Below are 21,071 nucleotides of genomic sequence, written 5' to 3' on the forward strand. Positions count from 1 at the left end.
GTTATCCTTTCACTGCTCCTGCCACCATACCCTCTATGATCCTCTTACTGAAAACAAAGTACAGGATCATAACCGGAAGCGTGGTTGTCATGATACCCGCCATTAATCTGGGATAGTCTACCGTATACGCAGATTTAAACATTGTCAGTCCCACTGGGACAGTCCGCAGCGTGTCGCTGTTTACTAAGATCAATGAGAATGAAAATTCATTCCACACGGCAAAGAACTGTATGATCGCCACTGTGGACAATATGGGCATAGCCAGCGGAAATACGATCTGGAACAGACATCGGAAAAAGCCGCATCCGTCTATGGCAGCTGCCTCCTCCAGCTCTTTTGGAATCGATGCAATGTAACTCTCTATGAGCATAATGGATATGGGAAGTCCAAAAGCAACATAGGGAAACAGCAGCGTATACCAGTGATTTGTAAGCCCGCTCTGCCTAAGCTGAACATACATGGGAACAAGCAGTGCGTGTACAGGGATCAGCATACCCATGATAAAATAGTTATATATGAGGCTCCGCCCTCTGAAGCGGTATCTGGAGAGGACATACCCGGCCAGGAAAGAAAATACAATGATGATCAGAACAGACAAAATGGTATTCCTTGCGCTGTTCAGCATATACATTCCCAGCTTTGTCTGTGTAAACACTGATATGTAATTTTTCAGGTTCAGTGCCTGGGGAAGTGCCGTTGAACTCTGGGTGAATTCGGCCTGCGTCTTGAAGGAGGAATAAAATATCCATACCATCGGGAAGATGCAGGAGAAAGAAAACACCAGGAGTAATCCATTACAGATCACTTTCCCGATACTTTTTCCAACCTTTTTTGCGGGAACTGCATTATTTTTTAACTCAGCCATGATCAGTAATCACTCTCCTTTCTCCAAGGCCTGGTGATGATCAGCCTGCTGATTCCCACCAGTCCCAGACTCAGCACCAAAATACCAATGGACATGGCACTGGCGTAACCGAACTGATTCTTGATAAACGTGGTCTTATATACCTGGAGTGCCATTACCATGGAACTGGTACCCGGTCCTCCGTTTGTCATAACGTAAATATGGTCAAAAATTTTCATATTACCTGCTATACACAACATAACGGCTACTGCAATGGAGCCTTTGATCAGCGGAAGTGTTATCTTCACCGCTTTCTGTATTCCTGTTGCCCCATCAAGCTCTGCCATTTCATAGATACTGGGATCAATAGATGTCATAGCTGCCATGATTATAACCATGTAGTAGCCAATATACTGCCAGATCAAAGGGATACTGACAACGCTGATAATCGTGTTTGGATTATCCAGCCAGGGTTTTGCCAAATTTCCCAGATGCAAGGCCTTTAAAATAACATTTATAAGGCCATAGTCATAGTTAAAGATAAATGACCATGTAAAACCAACTACAACTGCTGATATGGTAGCAGGAAAATACGCCACCACCCGGTGTAGTTTCTTAAATTTGACAAACCGGGATGTCAGCAGTGCTGAAAAAATAAACGCGATTCCGATCTGTCCCGCAATGCACAGAACGGCGATCCAAATATTATTGCTGAATGCGTGCCAGAAGGATGTATCTTTTAATAAGATCTGATAATTTTTCCACCCTACATATTTTGCCTGCGGACCCCCCGACCAATTGTAAAAGCTGTAATTGAACGCATTGATGATAGGCAGGATGACCACATAGGTATATACAATGAGCGCAGGCAGCAGGCATATGATAACTGCCATTCTTGTTTTGGGCTTCAGCGTGGATTTTCTCAAGCCAGTACCCCCTTTTCTAATATCGCGGGGATGTACATCCCCGCGAGTTTACGCTTACTTTTACTGTGCAAGTTCCTGTTCTGTCTGTATCTCTTCTGCCAGTTCTTCCGGCGTCTTTTCCCCGATCAGCAGGGACTGGAGTCCCACATTCATAGTCTCAATGACAGAAGCATCCATGCAGGCATCATAAATAGGAACAGCCGTGATATTTTTGATCATTTCATTGTATTCATTAAATAATGCCGGAACTTTGGCTGTGTCATATTCCGGATCAGCCCATGCTGTCACGCCGCCCATAGAAGCTGTCACATTGGCCTGGCGCTCATCAGTCAAGGCTTTCAGTAAATCCATAGCCAGCTCACGCTTTGCAGGGTCCGTAACTTTGCTGCTCAGAGACATAAACCAGGCCGGTCCGCCGGATACTGTCTTCTGGTCCTCAGCGCCGCCTTCCACAGACGGAAGAATCGCAAGCTTCGTAGCTGCCTTTACATCCTCCGGTGCGGAGTTGTCAATAGTGGGGATAAACCAGGTACCGTTAACGATGGCCGCTGCTTTTTTATTAAAATAAACTGTGTTCTGCTCTGTGTCATCAATGGAGTTAATGTCTTCATTAAACGCGCCTCTCTGCGCCAGATCCTGGAAAGCAGTCAGTGCCTTTACAAATGCCTCATCCGTAAATTTGGCTCCTGAGCCGTCCAATATGGACTGTGTCCAGTCCGGTCCTGTGAAACGATCTCCCAGAGTGCTTAACCAACAGGACTCTGCGGGCCAGTTGGGTTTATTTCCCATAACAAAGGGGGTGATTCCTTTTTCTTTAAATTTGTCTACTGCATCCAGCAGTTCATCCCATGTCTCCGGGAAAGTTTCATAACCGATCTCTTTCCACATATCAGAGTTATAATACACCATACCTGTGGACATACTTTCCTGGGGTACGCCATAGGTCTTTCCGTCTCTCACCGCGGCATCAAATCCGCCCTTTATGTAGGCATTCTTCCAATCCTGATCCGCATCCAGTTCTGCGGTAATATCCGCTACCCATCCGTTATCCACAAATGTTTTAGTCCAGGAACCCTTCATCATAAACAGGTCCGGCAGATCACCTGACGCGCCCAGAGAGTTTATCTTTGTCTGGTATGCAGTCTGATCCATTTCTTCCACTTTTACTTCCACATCCGGGTGTTCTTCCTGCCAGGTATCAAGAGCACCAAAGAAGCCTGTGGTAAATCCACCCTCACCGATATTGCTTCTGGACTGATGGCAGATCACGGTGATGGTTGTCTTTCCCCCTGTACTTTCCTTGCCCTCTTCACCGCTGTCCTGGTCCTTTTGCTCCTCTGCCTGCTCTGTGTCTTTGCTGTTATTATCTTCGTTCACTGCCTGAGGTGCCCCGCATGCGGTCATGGATGCCGCCAATGCTGCTGTCATAAGCGCTGCTAAAAGTTTCTTCTTCATTATTTTTCCTCCGTTTCATTTTCACAATATTTGTTTTTAAATGGTTAAGGTTTTACTACAACTTTTACTGCTTCTCCTTTTGCCAGCTTATCAATCCCTGCCTTTAATTCCTGAAGCGGAATAACATCTGTGACCAGCTTTTCCATGTCCACCAGATGATCCTCCAGTACACGGATCGCTTCCGGAAACGTAGCATTGGCAAGCCAGGTTCCGTGAACCGTTATCTCTTTTGTAGTAATTTCACACTGGGCTACCTGGCTGACGGACTTTTTATTGACCCCGAAAAGTACAACGTGCCCGCCCTTTCTCACCAGATCCACAGCCTGTACCACCTGGGAGCCTGTCACATCAAAGACATGATCCGGTCCGATCCCTGTCTGCTCCATGATAATGTCTTTGGCATTCTGGCTTTTGACATCTATCACTTCTCCCAGACCCAGCTTTTTTGCAAAGTCAATCCTGTAGGGCGCGGCTTCCAGAAGGAAGAGCTTTCCGATTCCGGATGCCTTGGCAAGCATGGCAATCATAAGCCCAATAGGTCCGCATCCGATGATCACTGCGCTCTCACCGGGAAGTATGCGCACTTTATGAAATCCATTGATTGCGCAGGCCAGCGGTTCTGTACACGCGGCAGCCTCGGCTGATACCGATTCTGAGATTTTGTAGGCTGCCTTGCCTGATATAAGGCAGTATTTTGCAAAAGCTCCGTGATAGTCGATTCCAAGAGGGATAATGTTTTCGCACAGATTGGGAAGATTTTTTCTGCAGTACCGGCATACTCCGCAGTAGTCATTGGGGTTTACCACAACCCGGTCCCCGATCTGCAGATGTTCCACTGCCTCTCCTTTCTCTATTATTTTCCCAACAAGCTCATGCCCAAGAATGGTTTCCGGTACAGCTTCGTATCCGGGAGGCACCGCTGTGATATGTACATCTGTTCCGCAGATACTCACAGCTTCCACTTCTACCAATACTTGGTCCTCTCTCTGGATCCTGGGGACAGGAACCATTTTCAGTTCCAGCTTACCCACATCCTCAAAAACTGCAGCCAACATTTTTTCCATCTGTATTCCTCCTAAAATGGTTACGGTTCACAGCGCCGCTGCCGCGGGTCAATAACTGTGAACAGCAGCTAAAAATTAACGCCGCCCTCCAAAATAACGTTTGCATATGGTGTACATTCACCGGTTCTTATGATCACTTTTGCTTTTGGAAGTATATGTTTTAAATCCTCATGGGGGATTTTTTGTGCCGGCACACCGGCCAGCCTGTCCTGCACATATTTGAGCAGCTCCGCGCCGGAGGACTCCATTTCCTCCGCGTAGATGTATGAATCTATAACCAGTTCCCCCGTCACTGCATCAAACACTTCCGTAAATCCGGGAACCCCTTTTACCAGTGATATGTCAATCACGGTCACATGATCCGGTATGGGAAGTCCCGGGTCTGCTATCACCAGATAATCTGTATGCCCAAGGGACGATATGGCACAGCAGATATCTGTGTTCAAAATACCTTCCTTCCGCACTTCTCTATCCCCCCAATTCTCACAGGCCGAGTACCCGTACCGCGTACTCCCGGTTTGTCTTTGCCCCTTCATAGTTGCTGACTGTGGGTGTGTCATTCTCGATCACCAGGTACCCGTCATAACCCGTATTCTCCAACAGCTTCAAAACTTTAGGAAAATCAATTCCTTTTGTACCCAATTCGTAAAATCTCTGATGTCTGTCCCATTCGTGGATCCATTTTTGTCTGTAGTCCTTTACATCTACCTCAGTGTCCTGATCCTTCAGATGAATGCAGCCGATCCTCCCTTTATATTTCTCAAATAACTTCTGAAAGTCAATTCCGGCGAGCACGGTATGGGCAGTATCAAAGCAAAACTTTACATACTCAGGATTGGTATGTTCTGCCACAAAATCAATTTCATCCTCCTGCTCCACTGTCATCTGAAAATGGGGATGCAGGCATAAAGCCACACCATAGTCCTGGGCCATCCTCCCTATTTCATCCAGAATCCCCGATAATTTCAGCAGATGTTCTTCTGAAGGCTTCCCATCTCTTGCCGGCGCCTGTATGTTCATGATCTTGGCACCTGTCTTTTTACAGAACTCCAGATATTTTTTCGCCTCCTCCACATTGTCCGCATCCATATCACGTATATAGTTGTACAGAGCTATAAATTTCAGTCCGTAATCTTTTACCAGCCGGTTAAATTCCTCCTCACGTCCTTCATACAGGTCAGCCATGCCAATAAAGTTCTCAAAATTGTGATAGCCCAGCTCTTTTAAGTCGTTAAGTGCTGTCTTCAGGTCATTTTCTGTCTCCAGTCCCCATTCCCAAACCGTATAACCTATCTCCATAAGCCATTTTCCTTTCGCTTTTTGATAAAACGTTTTATCATGATTTATGAGTCTCATTATATACACTTTTTCTACATTGTCAACACTTTTTTAATTTTTTATCTATTTATTTTGTGCACTTTAATTTTTTATAAACTTTTTTTACTATTGTTTTCCTATCATTTTGCCGCTATAATAAGGGCAAAGTTCCCCGTTAAATGTTAAAACGCTTTATCATTTCCCCGAATCCCCGCAATATATGGAACAATACATTGCATTCAGTATTTACCCATGTTAAAATCAGGATGCAATACAAAGATCAAACACGTTTTTCGTATACTGCTGCATGAGTCAGCAGACAGACAGCACACTGGTACAGCACAGCGCAGGACCGCGCAGAGTGGTGTACCAGTATTTATGAGGTGAATATATATGCGAGTAACTCTAAAAGATATCGCAAGAGAAACAAATCTATCTGTAACTACCGTCTCACTGGTTTTAAATCAAAAAGAATGCCGTGTATCCGACAGCACCCGCAGCCTGATCCTCAAAACAGCGGAAAAGATGCACTATTATCCCAACCAGCTTGCAGTGGGACTGGTAAAGCAGGAGACAAAGACGATCGGGCTTATTATTCCTGATATCAGCAATCATTTTTTTGCTAATCTTGCCCTGGGAATAGATGATGAAATGCTGAAACATGACCGGAATATCATTCTCAGCAATACCAATGACCGCCCGGAACGTGATCTAAAGAGTATCCAGGTGCTGAAATCACGGGGTGTGGACGCTATCATCCTTGCCATGGCATCCAATGTTGACCAGACACATATCCGTTCCTACAAAGACATCATAGATAACTCACCGATCCCTATCATAGCGGTAGACCGCTGTAACCCCGCATTCAACTGCAGCGCTCTCAAGCTGAACAATAAAAAAGGAGCGTATAACGCTGTCAGCCATCTGCTCAGTCTGGGGCACAGAAATATTGCCTGTATTACCGGCCCCGCCAATTCCGACAGCACACAGGAACGGCTTGCCGGTTATGAGTGGGCTTACCGTGATGCGGGGATCCCCCTGCCCAAAAAATATGTATTCCACGGTGATTATCTGAGGCACAGCGGAAATGACGCCACAAAACAGATTCTGAACGAGACAAAAGCAACTGCTATTTTTGCGTTTAATGATCTGATGGCCCTGGGCGCCTATCACTGTCTGCGGCAGGAAGGCCTGTCAATTCCTGATGATATGTCCATCGTGGGATTTGACAATATCGACTTCTCCGATATGCTTGAGGTTCCGCTGACTACAGTAAACCAACCCACCTATAAGATCGGGCAGGAGGCTGCCAGGCGCGCGCTGCTTGAGATCAGCAGTCCTGAGACGGAGAAGCAGACCATCAGCTTTGAGCCACATCTGATCATACGAAAAAGTACGGCAAAGCCGAGATAGAGGTATATTTTATGGGAACCACAAAAAACATGCAGTTTCTAAGGACCAGCAACCGCGCTGCCATTATTAAAGCGCTGGCACTTGGGGAGGCCTCCAACCGTGTAGAACTTTCCTCCCATCTTGGCCTGTCCAAAATGGCCATCAGCGGCCTTATCAACGACCTGGTTGCTGACGGCTATGTGGAAGACAGGAAATATTCTCCCTTCCGGGATTCTACCTGGTATACGGGAGACGCCAGCGGAAGAAAGCCCTCCGCGCTTTCTATTGTCCCCAGGAGGATCAACGCCATTGGAATACTGCTGAAACGTTATGAAGTGCACTGTATGATCGCGGAAATACAGGGAAATATTCTTTATCACGATTTCTGCCCTCTCCCCATGGACGCAGACAATGTCTCCCTGTCTGAGATCTTGGTATCACTGGTGGAAAAAGCCCTGCATTCCCACGGAGACTGCTTTATTGCGGGTATCGGCATCGCGTCCATCGGCCCTTTGGATATTACACAAAAGAGGATTCTCTATCCTCCTAATTTCTGCAGTATCGGTAATTTATATATTGGGGAACTATTGGAAGAGAGGTTCCGGCTGCCTGTTTATCTGGATAATGATATGAATGCCAGCGCAATTGCGGAACAATTCTATGGGGTGGGAAAAACGGCAGATACCCTGGCCTATGTAGGCTTTGGTTCCGGTGTTGGAGCGGGGATCATAATACACGGAAAACTGCTGCACGGCAGCGCTGGATTTGCCGGTGAGATCGGACATATCTCTATCAATCCACAGGGTCCGCAGTGCTCCTGCGGACAGAAGGGCTGTATCGAGACATACACCAGTGTGTCCAGGCTTCTAGATGACATGGGGGCCGATTCTGTGACGAACCTGCGTCAGATGATACAGGATGATAAACTAGATGAAAAGAGACAGAAACGTCTGAGGGAATGCCGGTACGCGCTGAAAACACTGCTTATCACCATTGCAAATCTCTATGATCCGGAGGTCATAATATTCGGGGAAATCCCCCCCACCCTGGCACCTGTCTATCTGGATGAAATGGAAACTTATATGAATACCAACATGTTCCACCACGGCTTCCAAAATATTCGTCTCTATCCCTCCTCATTCGGTGAAAACGCGCCACTGATAGGGTCTGCTTCTCTGATCTTCAAGGGAATATTTGACGGAAAAATCCCCCTGCCGGACAGAACTGCCAAATAAAAAAGAGCCTTGCCGGACAATTTTCATCCTGCAGGACTCTCCTATGCAAGAAAAAACTGCCTTCTGAAAAATTCACATTTCAGAAGGCAGCCGCCTTATCTTGTATATTTTTTTATGTAATCAATTATCATATTCTCCGCCGTTTGTGAGGGATTGGCACCGTTCAGGATCAAGTCCGCCCTCCATTTTGACGGCTCTACGTACTGGTCATGGCGATATCTCACCACATCCAAATATACATCTGTGATCTCCTCACGGGAAAGCCCCTTCTGCATATTTCGCTCTAATCGTCTGAGGATCCGCTCATCCACACGGCAGTCTATGAAAAGTTTCAAATCCAGCAGACTGCAGATGTCATCATCATACAGGGTAAGGAGGCCCTCCACCAGAATGATCCGGGAATTCCCCCGTTCTCTCTCCTTCACTATATCCTCATACAGCTTGCGCAGATACATGGTATCGGGATGATTGTCATCCACATATTCCCTGTTTCCCGTCAGGGCACGTGCGCGGGGGCGCAGCTTTTCCGGCTTAAAATATTCATCCATATGGAAGATTTTTGGCTCCTCATTTTTAAGCTTTTCCGCCAGCCTATTGCACAGTGTAGTCTTGCCGGAAGCACTCCCACCGGCAATACCGATGGTCATAATTTTTACTTTTTCCATGTGTTAAAGCACCTGCCTTTCCCCTATTCCAAAACCAGGGATTTTCCCAGATCATATGCTTTTTTCACACCTTCAGAGTTCTTCATATCGCCTTTTGCATCCATTCCCGGCACTGTCAGTATCCCTTTATTTTCCCAGCGCAGATAGGCACAGGTATCCTCATAAGCGGCAATTGCCGAGCGGTATATACCCTCTGATGCGGAATCCAAAAGAAGCGCTGCGCAGCGGATGTTAAAGCCTTTTCTGGCTCTTGCGTAAAGTCTATCTATAGCGGCTTTTAACTGTGCGCTGATGGAAAACCAATAGACAGGAGAGGCAAATACGATCATATCCGCATTGTCTACTTTCTCCAATACACCCGTCATATCATCCTTTTGTACACACACTCCATTATGTGTAAAACAGAATTCACAAGCCAGACATGGGGCAATTTTCAAATGTCCCAGGTTTACTTTTTCCACCTGATGCCCCTGTTCACACGCGCCTTTTATAAAGGCATCTGCCATAATTTCCGTATTTCCGTTGCTGCGAGGACTGCCGTTCAATACTAAAATATTCATAGTTTTTTCTCCTATTTTCTCTTAAGTTTTATAAATCTTTTTTACCATGTTTTTCATTCTGTGATCGTTTCTATCACTATAACATTGTGGAGTAAAAAAGTCACTATAGAGGAGAAATTTATCCGCCGGAAAATTCTTCCTGTTTTATTGGGATATATGAACTGTTTTTAGATATTTGAGATATTTTTAAATATCTGGACCGTTTTAGGAAAGCCTCAGCGGCACCACTGCCCCTTTCTCCACATCAATAAGCCCCCTGTCTGTGAGCTTCAGAGCAGGGCTGACCGGAAGACCCAGGGTGCACAGGGACATAATGGGATTATAGTGTTCATAGCCCAGCGCTTCTAGGCTCTTTCTTACCTCTCCCAGCATTCTCCCGATATCATCAGCGGGAAGTTCTGAAAGGATACCGCACACAGGCAGAGGAAGTTCTGCCATCACCTTACCGTTCTCGGCGGTGCAAATACCTCCCTGCAGTTCTATCAGCCGTCTGGCCGCTGTGAGCATATCCTCAGGATTGGCGCCCATCACCATAAGATTATGATGGTCATGGTAATATGTGGTTGCCGCTGCGCCCCGTTTCAGGCAGTCACCGGTGACAAATCCATAACCAAGGCCCCCGTTTTTACCGTGGCGCTCCAGCACAACGGCCAGCGCACAGCCGCTTTCCTGCCATTTTAAACGCCCGTTTTCCACTTCCATAAAAACCTGCGTTTCCCTTGTCTGTGTACGTCCGTCACTCACTTCTATGACACGGACCTGTACCGTTCCCCGGCTTTTTTGTACCTTTGGCTGCAGGTCCTCTGCCCGGATATGATCCAGATGTACAGAGTGATAGAACTCTGTGGGAAAACCGTATGGCTTTAGCTGTCTCCCGGCATCTCCTTTACGATAGATCTCCTTGCCGTCTTTGAACACAAGCTCCGGTTCAAAATCAGAGACTGCCTGCTCTCTCACCAACTGGAAGTCCGCCTTTCTTCCCGGCGCCAAGGTTCCTCTGTCTCTGAGGTTCATACGCCTTGCAGGGGTATAGGACGCGCAGTATACTGCCTCACTCAGCGGAAATCCCATCTCTACGGCTTTTTTCACAATATAATTGAGCTGTCCCTTTTCCAGCAGAGCGTCTGCCATGGTGTCATCCGTGACAAAACAGCAGTGCTCAAAGAGATTGTTTTTTATAATATGATCCAGAATCTCCGGTTTCAGCATTTTCTCCTGAAGCTCCACAAACATGCCGTTTTCAAAACGCTGTCTGATCTCCTCCAGAGTATGCTCTGTGTGGTCACCGTCAATACCCCTGAACAGAAATTTGGCCAGATCCAGTCCCACAAGGGAGGGACAATGGCCCTCAATAACGGCCTGGGGATCTTCCTCTCTGAGATAGTCTAGAAATTTTGTGATCTCCATCTCTGTGCCCTTGACGATCTGGCGGTAGTTCATGATCTCTCCCACACAGACAACACCGTCCTCCCTCATGAGATGCTTCATCTCCTCAAATCCAATGACACCTCCTGTTGTTTCCAGGCTTTCATTCGTAGAGGGAACACTGCTGGGAATACCGTAAAAAATGTCAATGGGGGAATCTTTTGCCCCGTTGATCATCTCATGGATTCCCTGTACGCCCATAACATTGGCGATCTCATGCGGCTCCGAAACCAGGGTGGTAACCCCGCAGGAAGCTGCCCGTTCCCCAAAGGAAACAGGCGTCATCATAGAGCTTTCAATGTGCAAGTGTATATCAATAAATCCGGGAAGCATTAGATACCCGCTGCCGTCCAGCACCTCACTGGGGGTAAGCGCCTTCTCCTGCCTGGTATCCACATAATAAATCCTTCCCTCCTGTACATATACATCTGCCGGCATAAAACATTTCAAGTAGGAATTATAAACCTTCGTATCCTTTATCAGTAAATCCGCCTTTTCCATAGGGCACCTCCCGTCTTACATGATTGAGTAGAAATAGAGCAGACAGACAGCCACCAGCACCCACATAACCGGCCGGATCTCTTTTATCTTTCCTGCTGATATCTTCATGATCACATAGGTAGGAAGAGCGGCACAGATACCGTTTGCAATGTTGTTTCCGAAGATGGTAAATGCAATACATACAAAAGACGGAAATGCCTCTGTAAAATCGTGGAACTTGATGTTTTTCATTGCCCCCAGCATATTGATCCCGATATACATGAGCACAGGTGCTGTAGCCGCAGAGGGGATCATCAGGGCAATGGGCGCAAGAAACAGAGCCAGTCCGAAGAAAACAGATGTAAACACCACAGACAGACCGGTCTTACCGCCAGCCTCCACGCCGGCAGAGGACTCCAGGTATGTTGTCATACTCGGCATACCAAAGAGGGCGCCAAAACTGGTAGCTACTGCGTCCACCTTGAAACATTTATCAATTCCGGGAAGATTGCCGTCCTCATCCAGATATCCCGCTTTTGCACCCACACCCAAAACCGTTCCGAATGTAGAGAAAAAGTCCGGCACAAAAAGCGCGATCAGAAACGGAATATAAGCAAAATTCAATGCTCCCAGAAAGTCAACATGCAGAAACTGTCCACCTATATTGGCGGGCATGGTAAACAGGCTTTCCGGCATTTTTGTAACGCCAAAGGGGATTCCCACCAAGGTGGTGAGTGCAATTGCCAGGATCATATCTCCCGGTACATTTCTCGTTTTTAATATCAGTAAGATCACAAAACCGATAACTGCAACAATAACTGTAGGCGCGGTCAGATCACCAAATCCCAGGCTTTTCTTCGCTTCATTGGCGATGATAAGGCCGCAGCTTTTTGCGCCCAAAAGCGCGATAAAAAGACCGATACCTGCACTTACCGCGTGTTTCAGACTGACGGGGATGACTTTGACCACTGCTTCCCTGAGTCCCAGAAAGGATATGGCGATAAACAATACACCACTCCAGAAAATAACACCGGAAGCCACATCAGGCGCTATGCCGTCATTGGCTATCATAGCTGTAACGATACCCACACTTCCCAGTCCCGGTGCCAGCGCAAAGGGCCTGTTCGTGTAAAATGCCATGGCACAGGTTGTAAGGATCACCAGTAAGATAAGCACAGTAAACATTACGTGCTTGTCCAGGCCTGCTGATTCCATCATGTTGGGCACTGTGGCCAGAACATAGGCCATGGTCACAAAGGTAGTCAGACCGGCCAGAAGCTCTGTCCTGACATTTGAATGAAACTCTGATAACTTAAATTGTTTTTCCAACCACTGTTTCATATAGATTTTTCCTGCCTTTCTCAATCGTATAACAATTACTCTCCTTGATTCTTTTCCATTTTCATTGTATGATATCCGTAATCGGAAGTCTAATTCATCTTAACTATGAATTCTATTCCAAAGTGGAATAGTGCCCCCAAAATATCCGCGCAGGAAACCGTTCAAGTATCCGGACTGTTATCTGAGGAAAGGTCAAAGGAAATCTATGAATATCCACGAATTGAACTATGTGCTTTGCATTGCCAAGCATCAGAATATGACAAAGGCTGCTCAGGAACTCTTTATCTCCCAGCCCACACTCAGCAAGCATCTGGGAAAACTGGAACGGGAACTGGGCATTAAACTGTTCAGCAGGGTTGACAACTGTTACATTCCCACTTATGCGGGAAGGCGCTATATGGAATACGCCTCAGGCGTACTGGAACTGACCCGTGACTGGGAGAAGGAACTGGCGGATCTGCGTTCCCAAAATGACGGGGAACTGAATGTGGCTTTTCCCCTCATGCGAAGCTCCTGTATGATCCCCAGGATCCTTCCCGCTTTCCGCCGGATACACCCCAATATCCGCCTGAATTTCCTGGAGGAAACATATGCCATACAGGAGCGTCTTCTCACAGACAGCCGGATTGATTTCGCGATCTTCAGCGACGGAAGCCTGAATCCCAAGCTGGAATATGAAACCCTTGGCCATGAGGAAATCCTGCTGGCTGTTTCCCCCGACCACCCCCTTGCACGAAAAGTCAGATCTGCCGCCTGTAAGGACAGCTCTTATCCCCAGGTGGATCTTTCAGAGCTTGGAAACGAAAAATTCATTCTGCATTTTCCGGAACAGAATACCGGTGCCATAACAGAACAGCTGCTGAAAAAATACGGCATAAAGCCAAAGGTGCCCTTTTACACACGGAATACACAGGCCGCGCTCCTGCTGGTCCAGCAAAACGAAGGGATATGTTTCGCGCCGGAGACATACATACAAAACATGACGTTTCGGACACCTCCGGTATGCTTTTCCCTCCATGATCCGGATGCTTTTACAAGCACCATTATCGCCTATCGGAAAGGGGCCTATTTAACCTCTTACGCACTGGATTTCATTCAGATATCAAAGGATTATTTTGGCGGTCACCTGAATAAACAGTAATAGAAATAAAAGTAGTCACTTACCCATATAAACCTCTTTTCCTTCCGCTGATGATTCATAAATCGCCTTTATCAGTTTCAGACTTTCCAGAGCGTCCTCACCTGTCACCATGGGCTTTCTGTTTTCCGTGACAGCCTGTACAAAATCCTGGTACTGACGCTTATGCGCATCTGTGGATATGGCCGCATCCTGGTGCAGTGCGTTGGCTTTTTCCTTATTCAAAAGACAGCTGAACTCTCTATTCTCCCCGTCCTTCAGCTGATAAAACAGCAGTTCATCGTTTCGTATAATGACAGTTCCCTTTTCCGCGAAAACAGCCAACTCCGCATACAGCCCGGGATAGGCTGCAGTGGTGCCCTCCACGGTTCCAAGGCAGCCATTTTCAAATTCAATATTTGCGATCCCTACATCTTCTGTTTCTATCTCCTGGTGGAGAAGGCGCCTACACTTTCCGTTCACACTTTTCACCTTTCCAAAAATGTCGATCAGCAGGTCTATATAATGGATGGACTGGTTCATAAGGGAACCCCCTCCGTCAAATTCCCATGTGCCCCTCCAAGGATTTGAAAAATATTCCTCGTCCCTATACCAAATGGTTCTGGATGCTCCCCAGAGCAGTTTTCCAAGTTTTCCCTGAGCCACTGCTTCTTTTAACAGCACGATGGGCTTATCAAAACGATGCTGCATAATGATCCCCAGTTCTACTTTGCATTCCCTGCAGGTATCTACCATCTCCTGTGCCCGGGCAGCATCCGTGTCAATGGGCTTTTCACAGATTACATGCTTTCCAGCCCGGGCAGCCTCTATGGTGACTTTGCTGTGCATCCCTGACGGGAGGCAGACAGAAACCACCTGAACCTCCGGGTCCTGCAGCATCTCATGGTAATCCCTGTAGCTCCTGCATCCCCATCTTCTGACCGCCTCCTCTGTTTTACTGTCATCACTGTCTGCGGCTGCTGCCAGACAGGCCCCATCCAGTGAGGCAATGACCTGTCCATGAAGCATTCCTATAAATCCACATCCAATTACCCCAAAACCCAATTTTCCCATGGATACCTCCTATTCCTCTCCCCAGCAAAATGCAGCCAGCATCAGCGGTTCTTTCTTACTGAGCAGTCTGTCATATATGTTCTGTGCGTTTTCGGGTTCTGCATTTTCGCTGATGAGGGGATCCAATACGATCCGCCTCTGTGCAAGAAGTTCCACAATGGTCTCCTCATCTCTCTTATGGCTCCTGAAATGACCGAACTGATCTCTCTCATTCTGTGCCCGGTGCATTTCGTGGGCACCCACAACAGTGATTCCCTTTCTATGTACATCCCGATAAAAATTGACACCGTCAGTATTTCCTCTGGTAGAACCCAAAAGTACCACCCTTCCAAGAGGCTTTGCCATTTTGAACGCTGTATTGACAGCCTGAGGGACCCCTGTCGCTTCGATAACAACATCAAAAGCACTGTCAAATTCTTCTTTTTCTCCGCTTTCCTCTGTCCCTGTAATGCCGCATCTCTCTGCCAGCACACGTCTCCATTCTACAAAATCAAAGCCCGTGATACGGCCTGCCCCAGCGCAGAATCCAAGCTGTGCCGCCAGATTTCCAATAGGCCCAAGACCCAGAACAGCCACATTATCCCCCAACTGAATCTCTGCTTTCCTGATCCCCTGCAAAGAAATAGAAGCCAGTCTGAACGCGGATGCCTCCCGTGGATTTATCCCTTGAGGTAATTTCGTACATTTTTCTGCTTCTATGGTAAACCGGGAACAATGTATTTGATTGCACACAACCAAATCCCCCGTCTGAAAACCGGATACGCTGCTACCCAGTTCCTCTATTCGGCCGCAGCAGCTGTATCCCGGATCATAAGGATATTCACCCGGAGTATTCTCCATGTGATTCAGCCACGCAAGCTCCGTACCCGGTGAAATTGTGCTGAATAATGTTTTTACCAGAACTTCATTATCCTTCGGTGTCTTCACCTGACACTTCTCCAGTCTGACCTTCCCTTTTTCATATGCACATATTTTATCGGCTCTCATAATCCTTTCCCCCTATTTTCTTCCTGCTGTTTATTCTCTTAAGGATGTGATCCAGCGCGTCATACTGCATACAAAATCCTTCCAATCCACTTTCCGCCTTATTTTCTCTGATCACTTCCCGTACAGACCTTCTTTCCAGCAAATCCAGTCCCTCAAACCTTGTAAGATGAGGTTCCAATGTAAGAAATCCATTATATCCCTTTTCAAGCGCGGACTTAAGAATCGTCTCAATACAGCCGTCTCCCTGTCCGCACACAACCGTGTCACCCGTTTCAAACTCTGCATCCTTGATATGGAAATAGACAGCATATGGCTCCAGCAACTGATACGCTTTCAGCGGTTCCTCTTTGCACTGCACAAAATTCGCGAAATCAAAGGCAGCTTTCAGAAATGGGCTGTTCACTTTCTTTAGCAATTCGAGACAATGTTCTTTGGTATCGCCGTATATTTCTTTTTCATTTTCGTGCAAAGCGGTTATGCCGTACTTTCCTAACACCTCCGACAGCCTGCCCACTTTATCTGCAGCACATTCGCTCCACCTGGAGTGGGAGTCTTTCTTTGGAATATAAAAGCTGAATATCCTAACATAACCGCATTCCAATATCTCCGCTATATGTGCCGCATTTTCCGCCAGCGCCATCTGTTTTTCAAACGCCTCATCATCTTCGATCGGAATTTTCCCAAGGGGAGAACCTATGGATGACACTTTCATTTCATATTTTTTCAACAAGGGCAGCACTGTTTTTTCAGCCTCTTTTGGTGTATAGTTGCAGATGTTTTTTCCGTCTATATTTCGCAGCGCAAGATAAGATATTCCTGCCTTTTCAGCACCTGTAAGCTGTTGTTCCAAATGGCTGCTGATCTCATCTGTAAATCCCGAAATTTTCTCATATCCCATATATCAGACCTTCTCCTCCTTCATCAGCCAGCGCAGATATTCCAGATTGTGTCTCAGTTTGTCATATGTATTTTCTTGGTTGGAGAAATCCTCCACTGATACATTTCCCTTGTATTCCATATCCTTCATGACGCTAAACAGCTTCTTTAAATCCGCGCTACCCTCTTTCAACGGCGTCCATGTTCTCTTCCACTGCTGTATCCCGTTCTTGTCTGTTCCGCTTGGTTCCAGCCTTCCGTTTTTAATATGTATATGGGCAATGAAATCTCCCAACATCTCAAATGATTTTCTGTAGTTTTCATACCCCTCATACACCAGATTTCCAGGGTCAAAGATCACGCCGATATAGTCAGGACTGCATCCTGAAAGAAGCCGCTTGGCCGCACTTGCACTGGCCAGAATGTTATCCATATGGATTTCAAATACGATTTTTACCTGATATTTGCCGGCAAGAGCTTCCAGGATTTCAACATTTTTCCTGGTTTCACAAAACAGCTCTTCACAGTTTCTTGTCTCGTCATAATCAGGAGTAAATACCCGCACTTGACTGCACCCCATAATCGCTGCCGCCCTCAAAACGCTCTCAATCCTCCTGTGTTCATGAGGCTTCAGATAAGTGGTAAGTCCAAATACAGAGATCTGATAAGCATCACACATCTGCCTTACACTCTCTGCTGTCTCCTCTATTTTTTCTATATCCAAAGTACATTTGTTATCCTGCCAGTACCGATCCTCATACGCAATATTTTCCTTCTTTTCTTCCGGCACCGGCGCCACCCGCCACTCCACTCCGTCATATCCCAGTTCTTTTAATATCCGGACAGCCTCTTTTGGACTGTATTCCGGCATACTCACTGTAAAAACCCCTGTTTTCATCTATTGTGTTCCTCCTTATTTTCTTCACTTTGATTCCTGTACTCCTGAGGGCTGATCCCCACATAACGCTTGAACATCCTGCTGAAATACTTTATATCCGCGTATCCCACCAGCGCACCGATTTCGTAGATATGTAGATCCGTATCCTCCAGCAGCCTCTTAGCCCTCTCTATTTTTTTCTGTATCAGACACTCTTTAAAATGGATTCCTTCTACTTCTTTGAATATAATACTTAGGTATATAGGTGTTGTATCCACATAATCTGCCGCGCTGTCCAGGGATGCGCGGCTGATATCTTCATCCATATAGGTGATAACTTTTTTGATCATCTCCCTGTTTTTCCTGGCGTTCATCTGCTGCTGGCAGGTCCTCAGATTTTCCGCCAGCGCAGTGTATGCATCCGCAAGCTTCTTCCTTCCATACTCTGTACTGTCAGCGCTCACATCCGCCGGCTCATAATTAAAATCAATATGAGCTTCTGCCATCTTTGCCCTGAGATAACTTACAATGTCTCTGTACAATTCTTTGGAAAAATTCTGTACCACACGATTCTTTGCATATTCCCTGCTGAACCGGACTGTCATCAGCTCTATCAGAGAGGCCAGTTGTATATAGTTCTCCTGTTCCATGGTATCCACTGCTTTGTACCGGATCTTTTCCAGTTCCTTGACGATCCGGCTCTCACTTCCGCTGTAAAAGAGCAGTCTGGACGCCTTTGTTCCTATTCCTCTGGATTCACAGTATGCCGCGTAAAAATTCAATTCTCCCTCATACCTGCTGCTCACCTGGAATTCTGTATACAGTCTGAAATCCTCATAGATCACAGCGTAAATCTGCTCCAGAACCGCATTTAATATCTCTTCTCCCACCCCTGTGATCAGAGTATAATTCCCCGTTTCATCCTCTATACACAGGTAACAGTCCTCTGCTGCCTCCCGTAATATGTCATCCAGTTTGTTGCGTATAAACATCTTCAAATTGGACAACTGTACAGAACGGGAATACGTGGCGATCGTCCAATATTCCTTGATGCTGATATTTACCACACGATATCCCGCAAACAAAGATGCAAGTCCAAGTCTCTTTACCTCCTCCTGCAGTTCTTCTGAACAGCCACCCTCAAGTATCATGTCAAGGACCACCTTTTTCTTAGCCAGGACCAGTGTCTTTATCTCATTTTCCCTGCGGGTCCTCTCCTGTACGATCTCTTCCATGGACTGCCGCACAAGCTCCACCACTTTCTTCTGGTTAATCGGCTTCAAAATGTAATATCTCACATTTAACTCAATGGCTGTCTTCGCATATTCAAATTCACTGTATCCGCTGATGATATACACATGCATTTGGGGAAAATCCGTTTTTATGCTTTTGATAAAATCCAGTCCGTTTTCCTCTGCAATTCTGATATCTGTGATCAGGATATCCGGCTTTTCCCTGTACAGAATTTCTCTGGCCTTCGTCACATAATCCCCTGTAAAAATCTCCAGTTCCGGAAAACGTGCATGAATCAACTGATATAGACCATTCAAAATATAGTATTCATCATCCACCAATAAAATCTTCATTTCCGTCCCCTCCCATTCTTGCAGGTATCCTAATAACAGATACTGCGCCGCATCCGTTTTCTCCGGGTTCAAGCCTGACCCCATAATCCTCACCGAAGTACATCTTGATCCTGGCATCCACATTCCGCAGACCATAACTTGCTTTTCCGGTTTGCTCCCCGTCCTTTTGCTTTGCCCCCAGTCCCAGGCCGTCATCGGTTACCAGAAAAAGGATTTCATTATGTACCTTCTTCACAGTGATCCATATATTACCCTTGCTCCCCTTTGGAATGATCCCATGGACAATGGCATTTTCCACAAGGGGCTGCAGCGCAACTTTTACCATCTCATATGGGCAGGTCTCTTCCTCGATTTGGAAATGGTATTGTATTTTTCCCTGATAACGTTCCTTCTGTATTTCAATATAAGCACTCACATGCTTTATCTCCTGTCCCACCGTATAGATCCGTTCTCCGGAGTTAAGTCCGGTCCGATAGAACTCAGACAGAGACTCTATGATATGGCAGGTCTTTTCGTCATTCCTCTCAAATGCGATCCAGTTGATCATATCCAGTGTATTATAGAGGAAGTGAGGATTGATCTGTTCCTCCAGCACACGCAGCTCTGCGTCCTTCTTCTCCGTCTCCATACTGATCTTCTGTTGGATCAATTCTCCGGTCCGGCTTACCATCTTATTAAACCTCTGAGTGAGATAATTTAATTCATCCTTCCCGGCGTCCTCCACCACCACAGAAAAATTGTTCTTCTCAACCTGTTTCATCCCCGTCACAATATGATCGATGGGTTTTTTGACACTGATAAAATACAGCCAGGAAACAATACCCGCGATTCCCAGCACAAGCATACTGAAAAGCACCATTGTCTCAAAGATCTGATTGATCACCTGATAGAACTCCTTATAGTCCACCAGGGCAACCATGCGCATACCGGTCAGTTCAGACTCGGAATAAAAAACAAGCTTTTTATCTCTCCCTTCATTTAAAAACACGATCTTGGATTCCGGACGATCTATTTCATTTTGTTCCAGATTTTCTTTCAGCTCTTTTTCAATCTGATTCCCAATCTGTCCGGAATCTTTATGGGAGATTATCTTGCCGCTGCTGTCAATAAAAAACAGCTCCTCTTCCGAAAAAAGGGAGCTTGTCTTTTCCCTGTAATTCAGAACCTCAGACAATAAGTCCGACAGCAAAAACTGATCAATATACAGATTCACACATCCCAGATAATCGGATGAGTACGCACCTTTTACTTTTGTAGAAATGATCAAGGGGTACTGCAGGTTTTTTTTACTGGGAGGAGATGAATACTTGTCCATATTCTCCCAGTTAAATGCTCCAAGCCATACCTGTCTCTCTTCCCGGCGCATGATGTGGGAAAAAAGTGTACTCTCCTCCAGACAACTGTCAGTAAACTGATATGGCTTGTAAGTTATAAAGCCCCTTTTATTGATAACCTCCACAGCTATATAATCATCCAGCTCACCGGTCCACTCATCCAGAAGCTTGTCATATTCATTGGCCTGTATAAAGTCATCCAACTGTTTATCACTTGATGTTTTCTCCAGCATCTTGATGGTATACAGGCTGGTTGCGATCTTGTTTCCCACAGAGCTGTACTCTCTGAGACGGTTATTCACCAGCACATTATAGGAATCCAATTCCTGCTGCATATTCTCATAATTACTCAACTGAAAAACCCGGCGCACGGAAAAAAATGTTGCTGTCTCCAGAAAAAACAGAGGAAAAATGACCGCAAAAACCACAAGCAGCAGAAATCGTTTCTGCAGCCCCATCCTGCGCACACCTTCGATCATCCTGTTTACAGCTTTTTTCCAATGCTCTTTCATGCCT

Annotated in this window: 19 protein-coding genes; 3 read left to right on the top strand and 16 right to left on the bottom strand. The window is 46.2% G+C overall.

Going from position 1 to position 21,071, the window contains the following annotated elements:
- Window position 1: 1 nt before the first annotated feature.
- From BLCOC_RS22540 to BLCOC_RS22565, 6 genes are all read right to left on the bottom strand, one after another.
- Window positions 2–865, bottom strand: a complete 864-nt coding sequence (locus BLCOC_RS22540) for a carbohydrate ABC transporter permease (RefSeq protein ID WP_018595682.1) — start codon at window positions 863–865, stop codon at window positions 2–4.
- Window positions 866–867: 2 nt separating this feature from the next.
- Window positions 868–1,770 (bottom strand): carbohydrate ABC transporter permease, encoded by a 903-nt coding sequence (locus BLCOC_RS22545; protein ID WP_115623415.1) that lies wholly within the window; start codon window positions 1,768–1,770, stop codon window positions 868–870.
- A gap of 60 nt (window positions 1,771–1,830) precedes the next feature.
- Window positions 1,831–3,225, bottom strand: a complete 1,395-nt coding sequence (locus tag BLCOC_RS22550) for an ABC transporter substrate-binding protein (protein ID WP_115623416.1) — start codon at window positions 3,223–3,225, stop codon at window positions 1,831–1,833.
- Between the two features lie 44 nt (window positions 3,226–3,269).
- The gene (locus BLCOC_RS22555; protein ID WP_115623417.1) at window positions 3,270–4,289 is read right to left on the bottom strand and encodes a zinc-dependent alcohol dehydrogenase; all 1,020 of its coding nucleotides are present in this window, start codon (window positions 4,287–4,289) and stop codon (window positions 3,270–3,272) included.
- A 68-nt stretch (window positions 4,290–4,357) separates the two neighbouring features.
- Window positions 4,358–4,753: a D-ribose pyranase gene (gene rbsD / locus BLCOC_RS22560; RefSeq protein WP_018595686.1), complete on the bottom strand. Its 396-nt coding sequence runs from the start codon at window positions 4,751–4,753 to the stop codon at window positions 4,358–4,360.
- 19 nt (window positions 4,754–4,772) lie between these two features.
- Window positions 4,773–5,588 (bottom strand): sugar phosphate isomerase/epimerase family protein, encoded by an 816-nt coding sequence (locus BLCOC_RS22565; protein WP_165907170.1) that lies wholly within the window; start codon window positions 5,586–5,588, stop codon window positions 4,773–4,775.
- Window positions 5,589–5,999: 411 nt separating this feature from the next.
- Here BLCOC_RS22565 and BLCOC_RS22570 point away from each other — a divergent pair, with 411 nt between their 5' ends.
- Together BLCOC_RS22570 and BLCOC_RS22575 are read left to right on the top strand one after the other, a co-directional pair.
- The gene (locus BLCOC_RS22570; RefSeq protein ID WP_029467894.1) at window positions 6,000–7,019 is read left to right on the top strand and encodes a LacI family DNA-binding transcriptional regulator; all 1,020 of its coding nucleotides are present in this window, start codon (window positions 6,000–6,002) and stop codon (window positions 7,017–7,019) included.
- Window positions 7,020–7,030: 11 nt separating this feature from the next.
- A complete protein-coding gene (locus BLCOC_RS22575; RefSeq protein WP_029467893.1) occupies window positions 7,031–8,233 on the top strand; it encodes an ROK family transcriptional regulator in 1,203 nt (400 codons plus the stop codon).
- Between the two features lie 95 nt (window positions 8,234–8,328).
- Here the strand turns inward: BLCOC_RS22575 and BLCOC_RS22580 are convergent, their stop codons facing one another.
- The 4 genes from BLCOC_RS22580 to BLCOC_RS22595 all read right to left on the bottom strand — a co-directional run bounded on the left by BLCOC_RS22580 (window position 8,329) and on the right by BLCOC_RS22595 (window position 12,704).
- Window positions 8,329–8,898, bottom strand: coding sequence for a uridine kinase family protein (locus tag BLCOC_RS22580; RefSeq protein WP_115623419.1), 570 nt, complete (start codon window positions 8,896–8,898; stop codon window positions 8,329–8,331).
- Between the two features lie 23 nt (window positions 8,899–8,921).
- Entirely contained in the window at window positions 8,922–9,458 is a 537-nt protein-coding gene (locus tag BLCOC_RS22585) for a flavodoxin family protein (RefSeq protein WP_115623420.1), read from the bottom strand.
- A 204-nt stretch (window positions 9,459–9,662) separates the two neighbouring features.
- Entirely contained in the window at window positions 9,663–11,384 is a 1,722-nt protein-coding gene (locus tag BLCOC_RS22590; RefSeq protein ID WP_115623421.1) for an adenine deaminase C-terminal domain-containing protein, read from the bottom strand.
- A 15-nt stretch (window positions 11,385–11,399) separates the two neighbouring features.
- Window positions 11,400–12,704 carry an NCS2 family permease gene (locus BLCOC_RS22595; RefSeq protein ID WP_029467890.1) on the bottom strand — a complete coding sequence of 435 codons (1,305 nt, stop codon included), beginning with the start codon at window positions 12,702–12,704 and terminating at the stop codon, window positions 11,400–11,402.
- A gap of 205 nt (window positions 12,705–12,909) precedes the next feature.
- Between BLCOC_RS22595 and BLCOC_RS22600 the strand changes: the two genes are divergently transcribed.
- Entirely contained in the window at window positions 12,910–13,845 is a 936-nt protein-coding gene (locus BLCOC_RS22600) for a LysR family transcriptional regulator (RefSeq protein ID WP_115623422.1), read from the top strand.
- Window positions 13,846–13,860: 15 nt separating this feature from the next.
- Here the strand turns inward: BLCOC_RS22600 and BLCOC_RS22605 are convergent, their stop codons facing one another.
- From BLCOC_RS22605 to BLCOC_RS22630, 6 genes are read right to left on the bottom strand one after another with little or no spacing between them, the layout of a single operon-like run.
- Entirely contained in the window at window positions 13,861–14,895 is a 1,035-nt protein-coding gene (locus tag BLCOC_RS22605; RefSeq protein WP_115623423.1) for a Gfo/Idh/MocA family protein, read from the bottom strand.
- Between the two features lie 9 nt (window positions 14,896–14,904).
- Window positions 14,905–15,882 (bottom strand): zinc-dependent alcohol dehydrogenase, encoded by a 978-nt coding sequence (locus BLCOC_RS22610; protein ID WP_115623424.1) that lies wholly within the window; start codon window positions 15,880–15,882, stop codon window positions 14,905–14,907.
- Complete coding sequence (locus BLCOC_RS22615) at window positions 15,869–16,780, bottom strand: sugar phosphate isomerase/epimerase family protein (RefSeq protein ID WP_115623425.1); 912 nt, start codon at window positions 16,778–16,780, stop codon at window positions 15,869–15,871. Before BLCOC_RS22615 ends, BLCOC_RS22610 begins: the two co-directional genes overlap by 14 nt.
- 3 nt (window positions 16,781–16,783) lie before the next feature.
- Window positions 16,784–17,656: a sugar phosphate isomerase/epimerase family protein gene (locus tag BLCOC_RS22620; RefSeq protein WP_115623426.1), complete on the bottom strand. Its 873-nt coding sequence runs from the start codon at window positions 17,654–17,656 to the stop codon at window positions 16,784–16,786.
- Window positions 17,653–19,221, bottom strand: a complete 1,569-nt coding sequence (locus BLCOC_RS22625) for a response regulator transcription factor (protein WP_165907171.1) — start codon at window positions 19,219–19,221, stop codon at window positions 17,653–17,655. The genes BLCOC_RS22620 and BLCOC_RS22625 overlap by 4 nt, the downstream gene beginning before the upstream one ends.
- Window positions 19,199–21,067 (bottom strand): sensor histidine kinase, encoded by a 1,869-nt coding sequence (locus BLCOC_RS22630; RefSeq protein WP_115623428.1) that lies wholly within the window; start codon window positions 21,065–21,067, stop codon window positions 19,199–19,201. Before BLCOC_RS22630 ends, BLCOC_RS22625 begins: the two co-directional genes overlap by 23 nt.
- Window positions 21,068–21,071: the final 4 nt, after the last annotated feature.

This window comes from Blautia coccoides (genome assembly GCF_034355335.1).
GTDB lineage: Bacteria > Bacillota > Clostridia > Lachnospirales > Lachnospiraceae > Blautia > Blautia producta.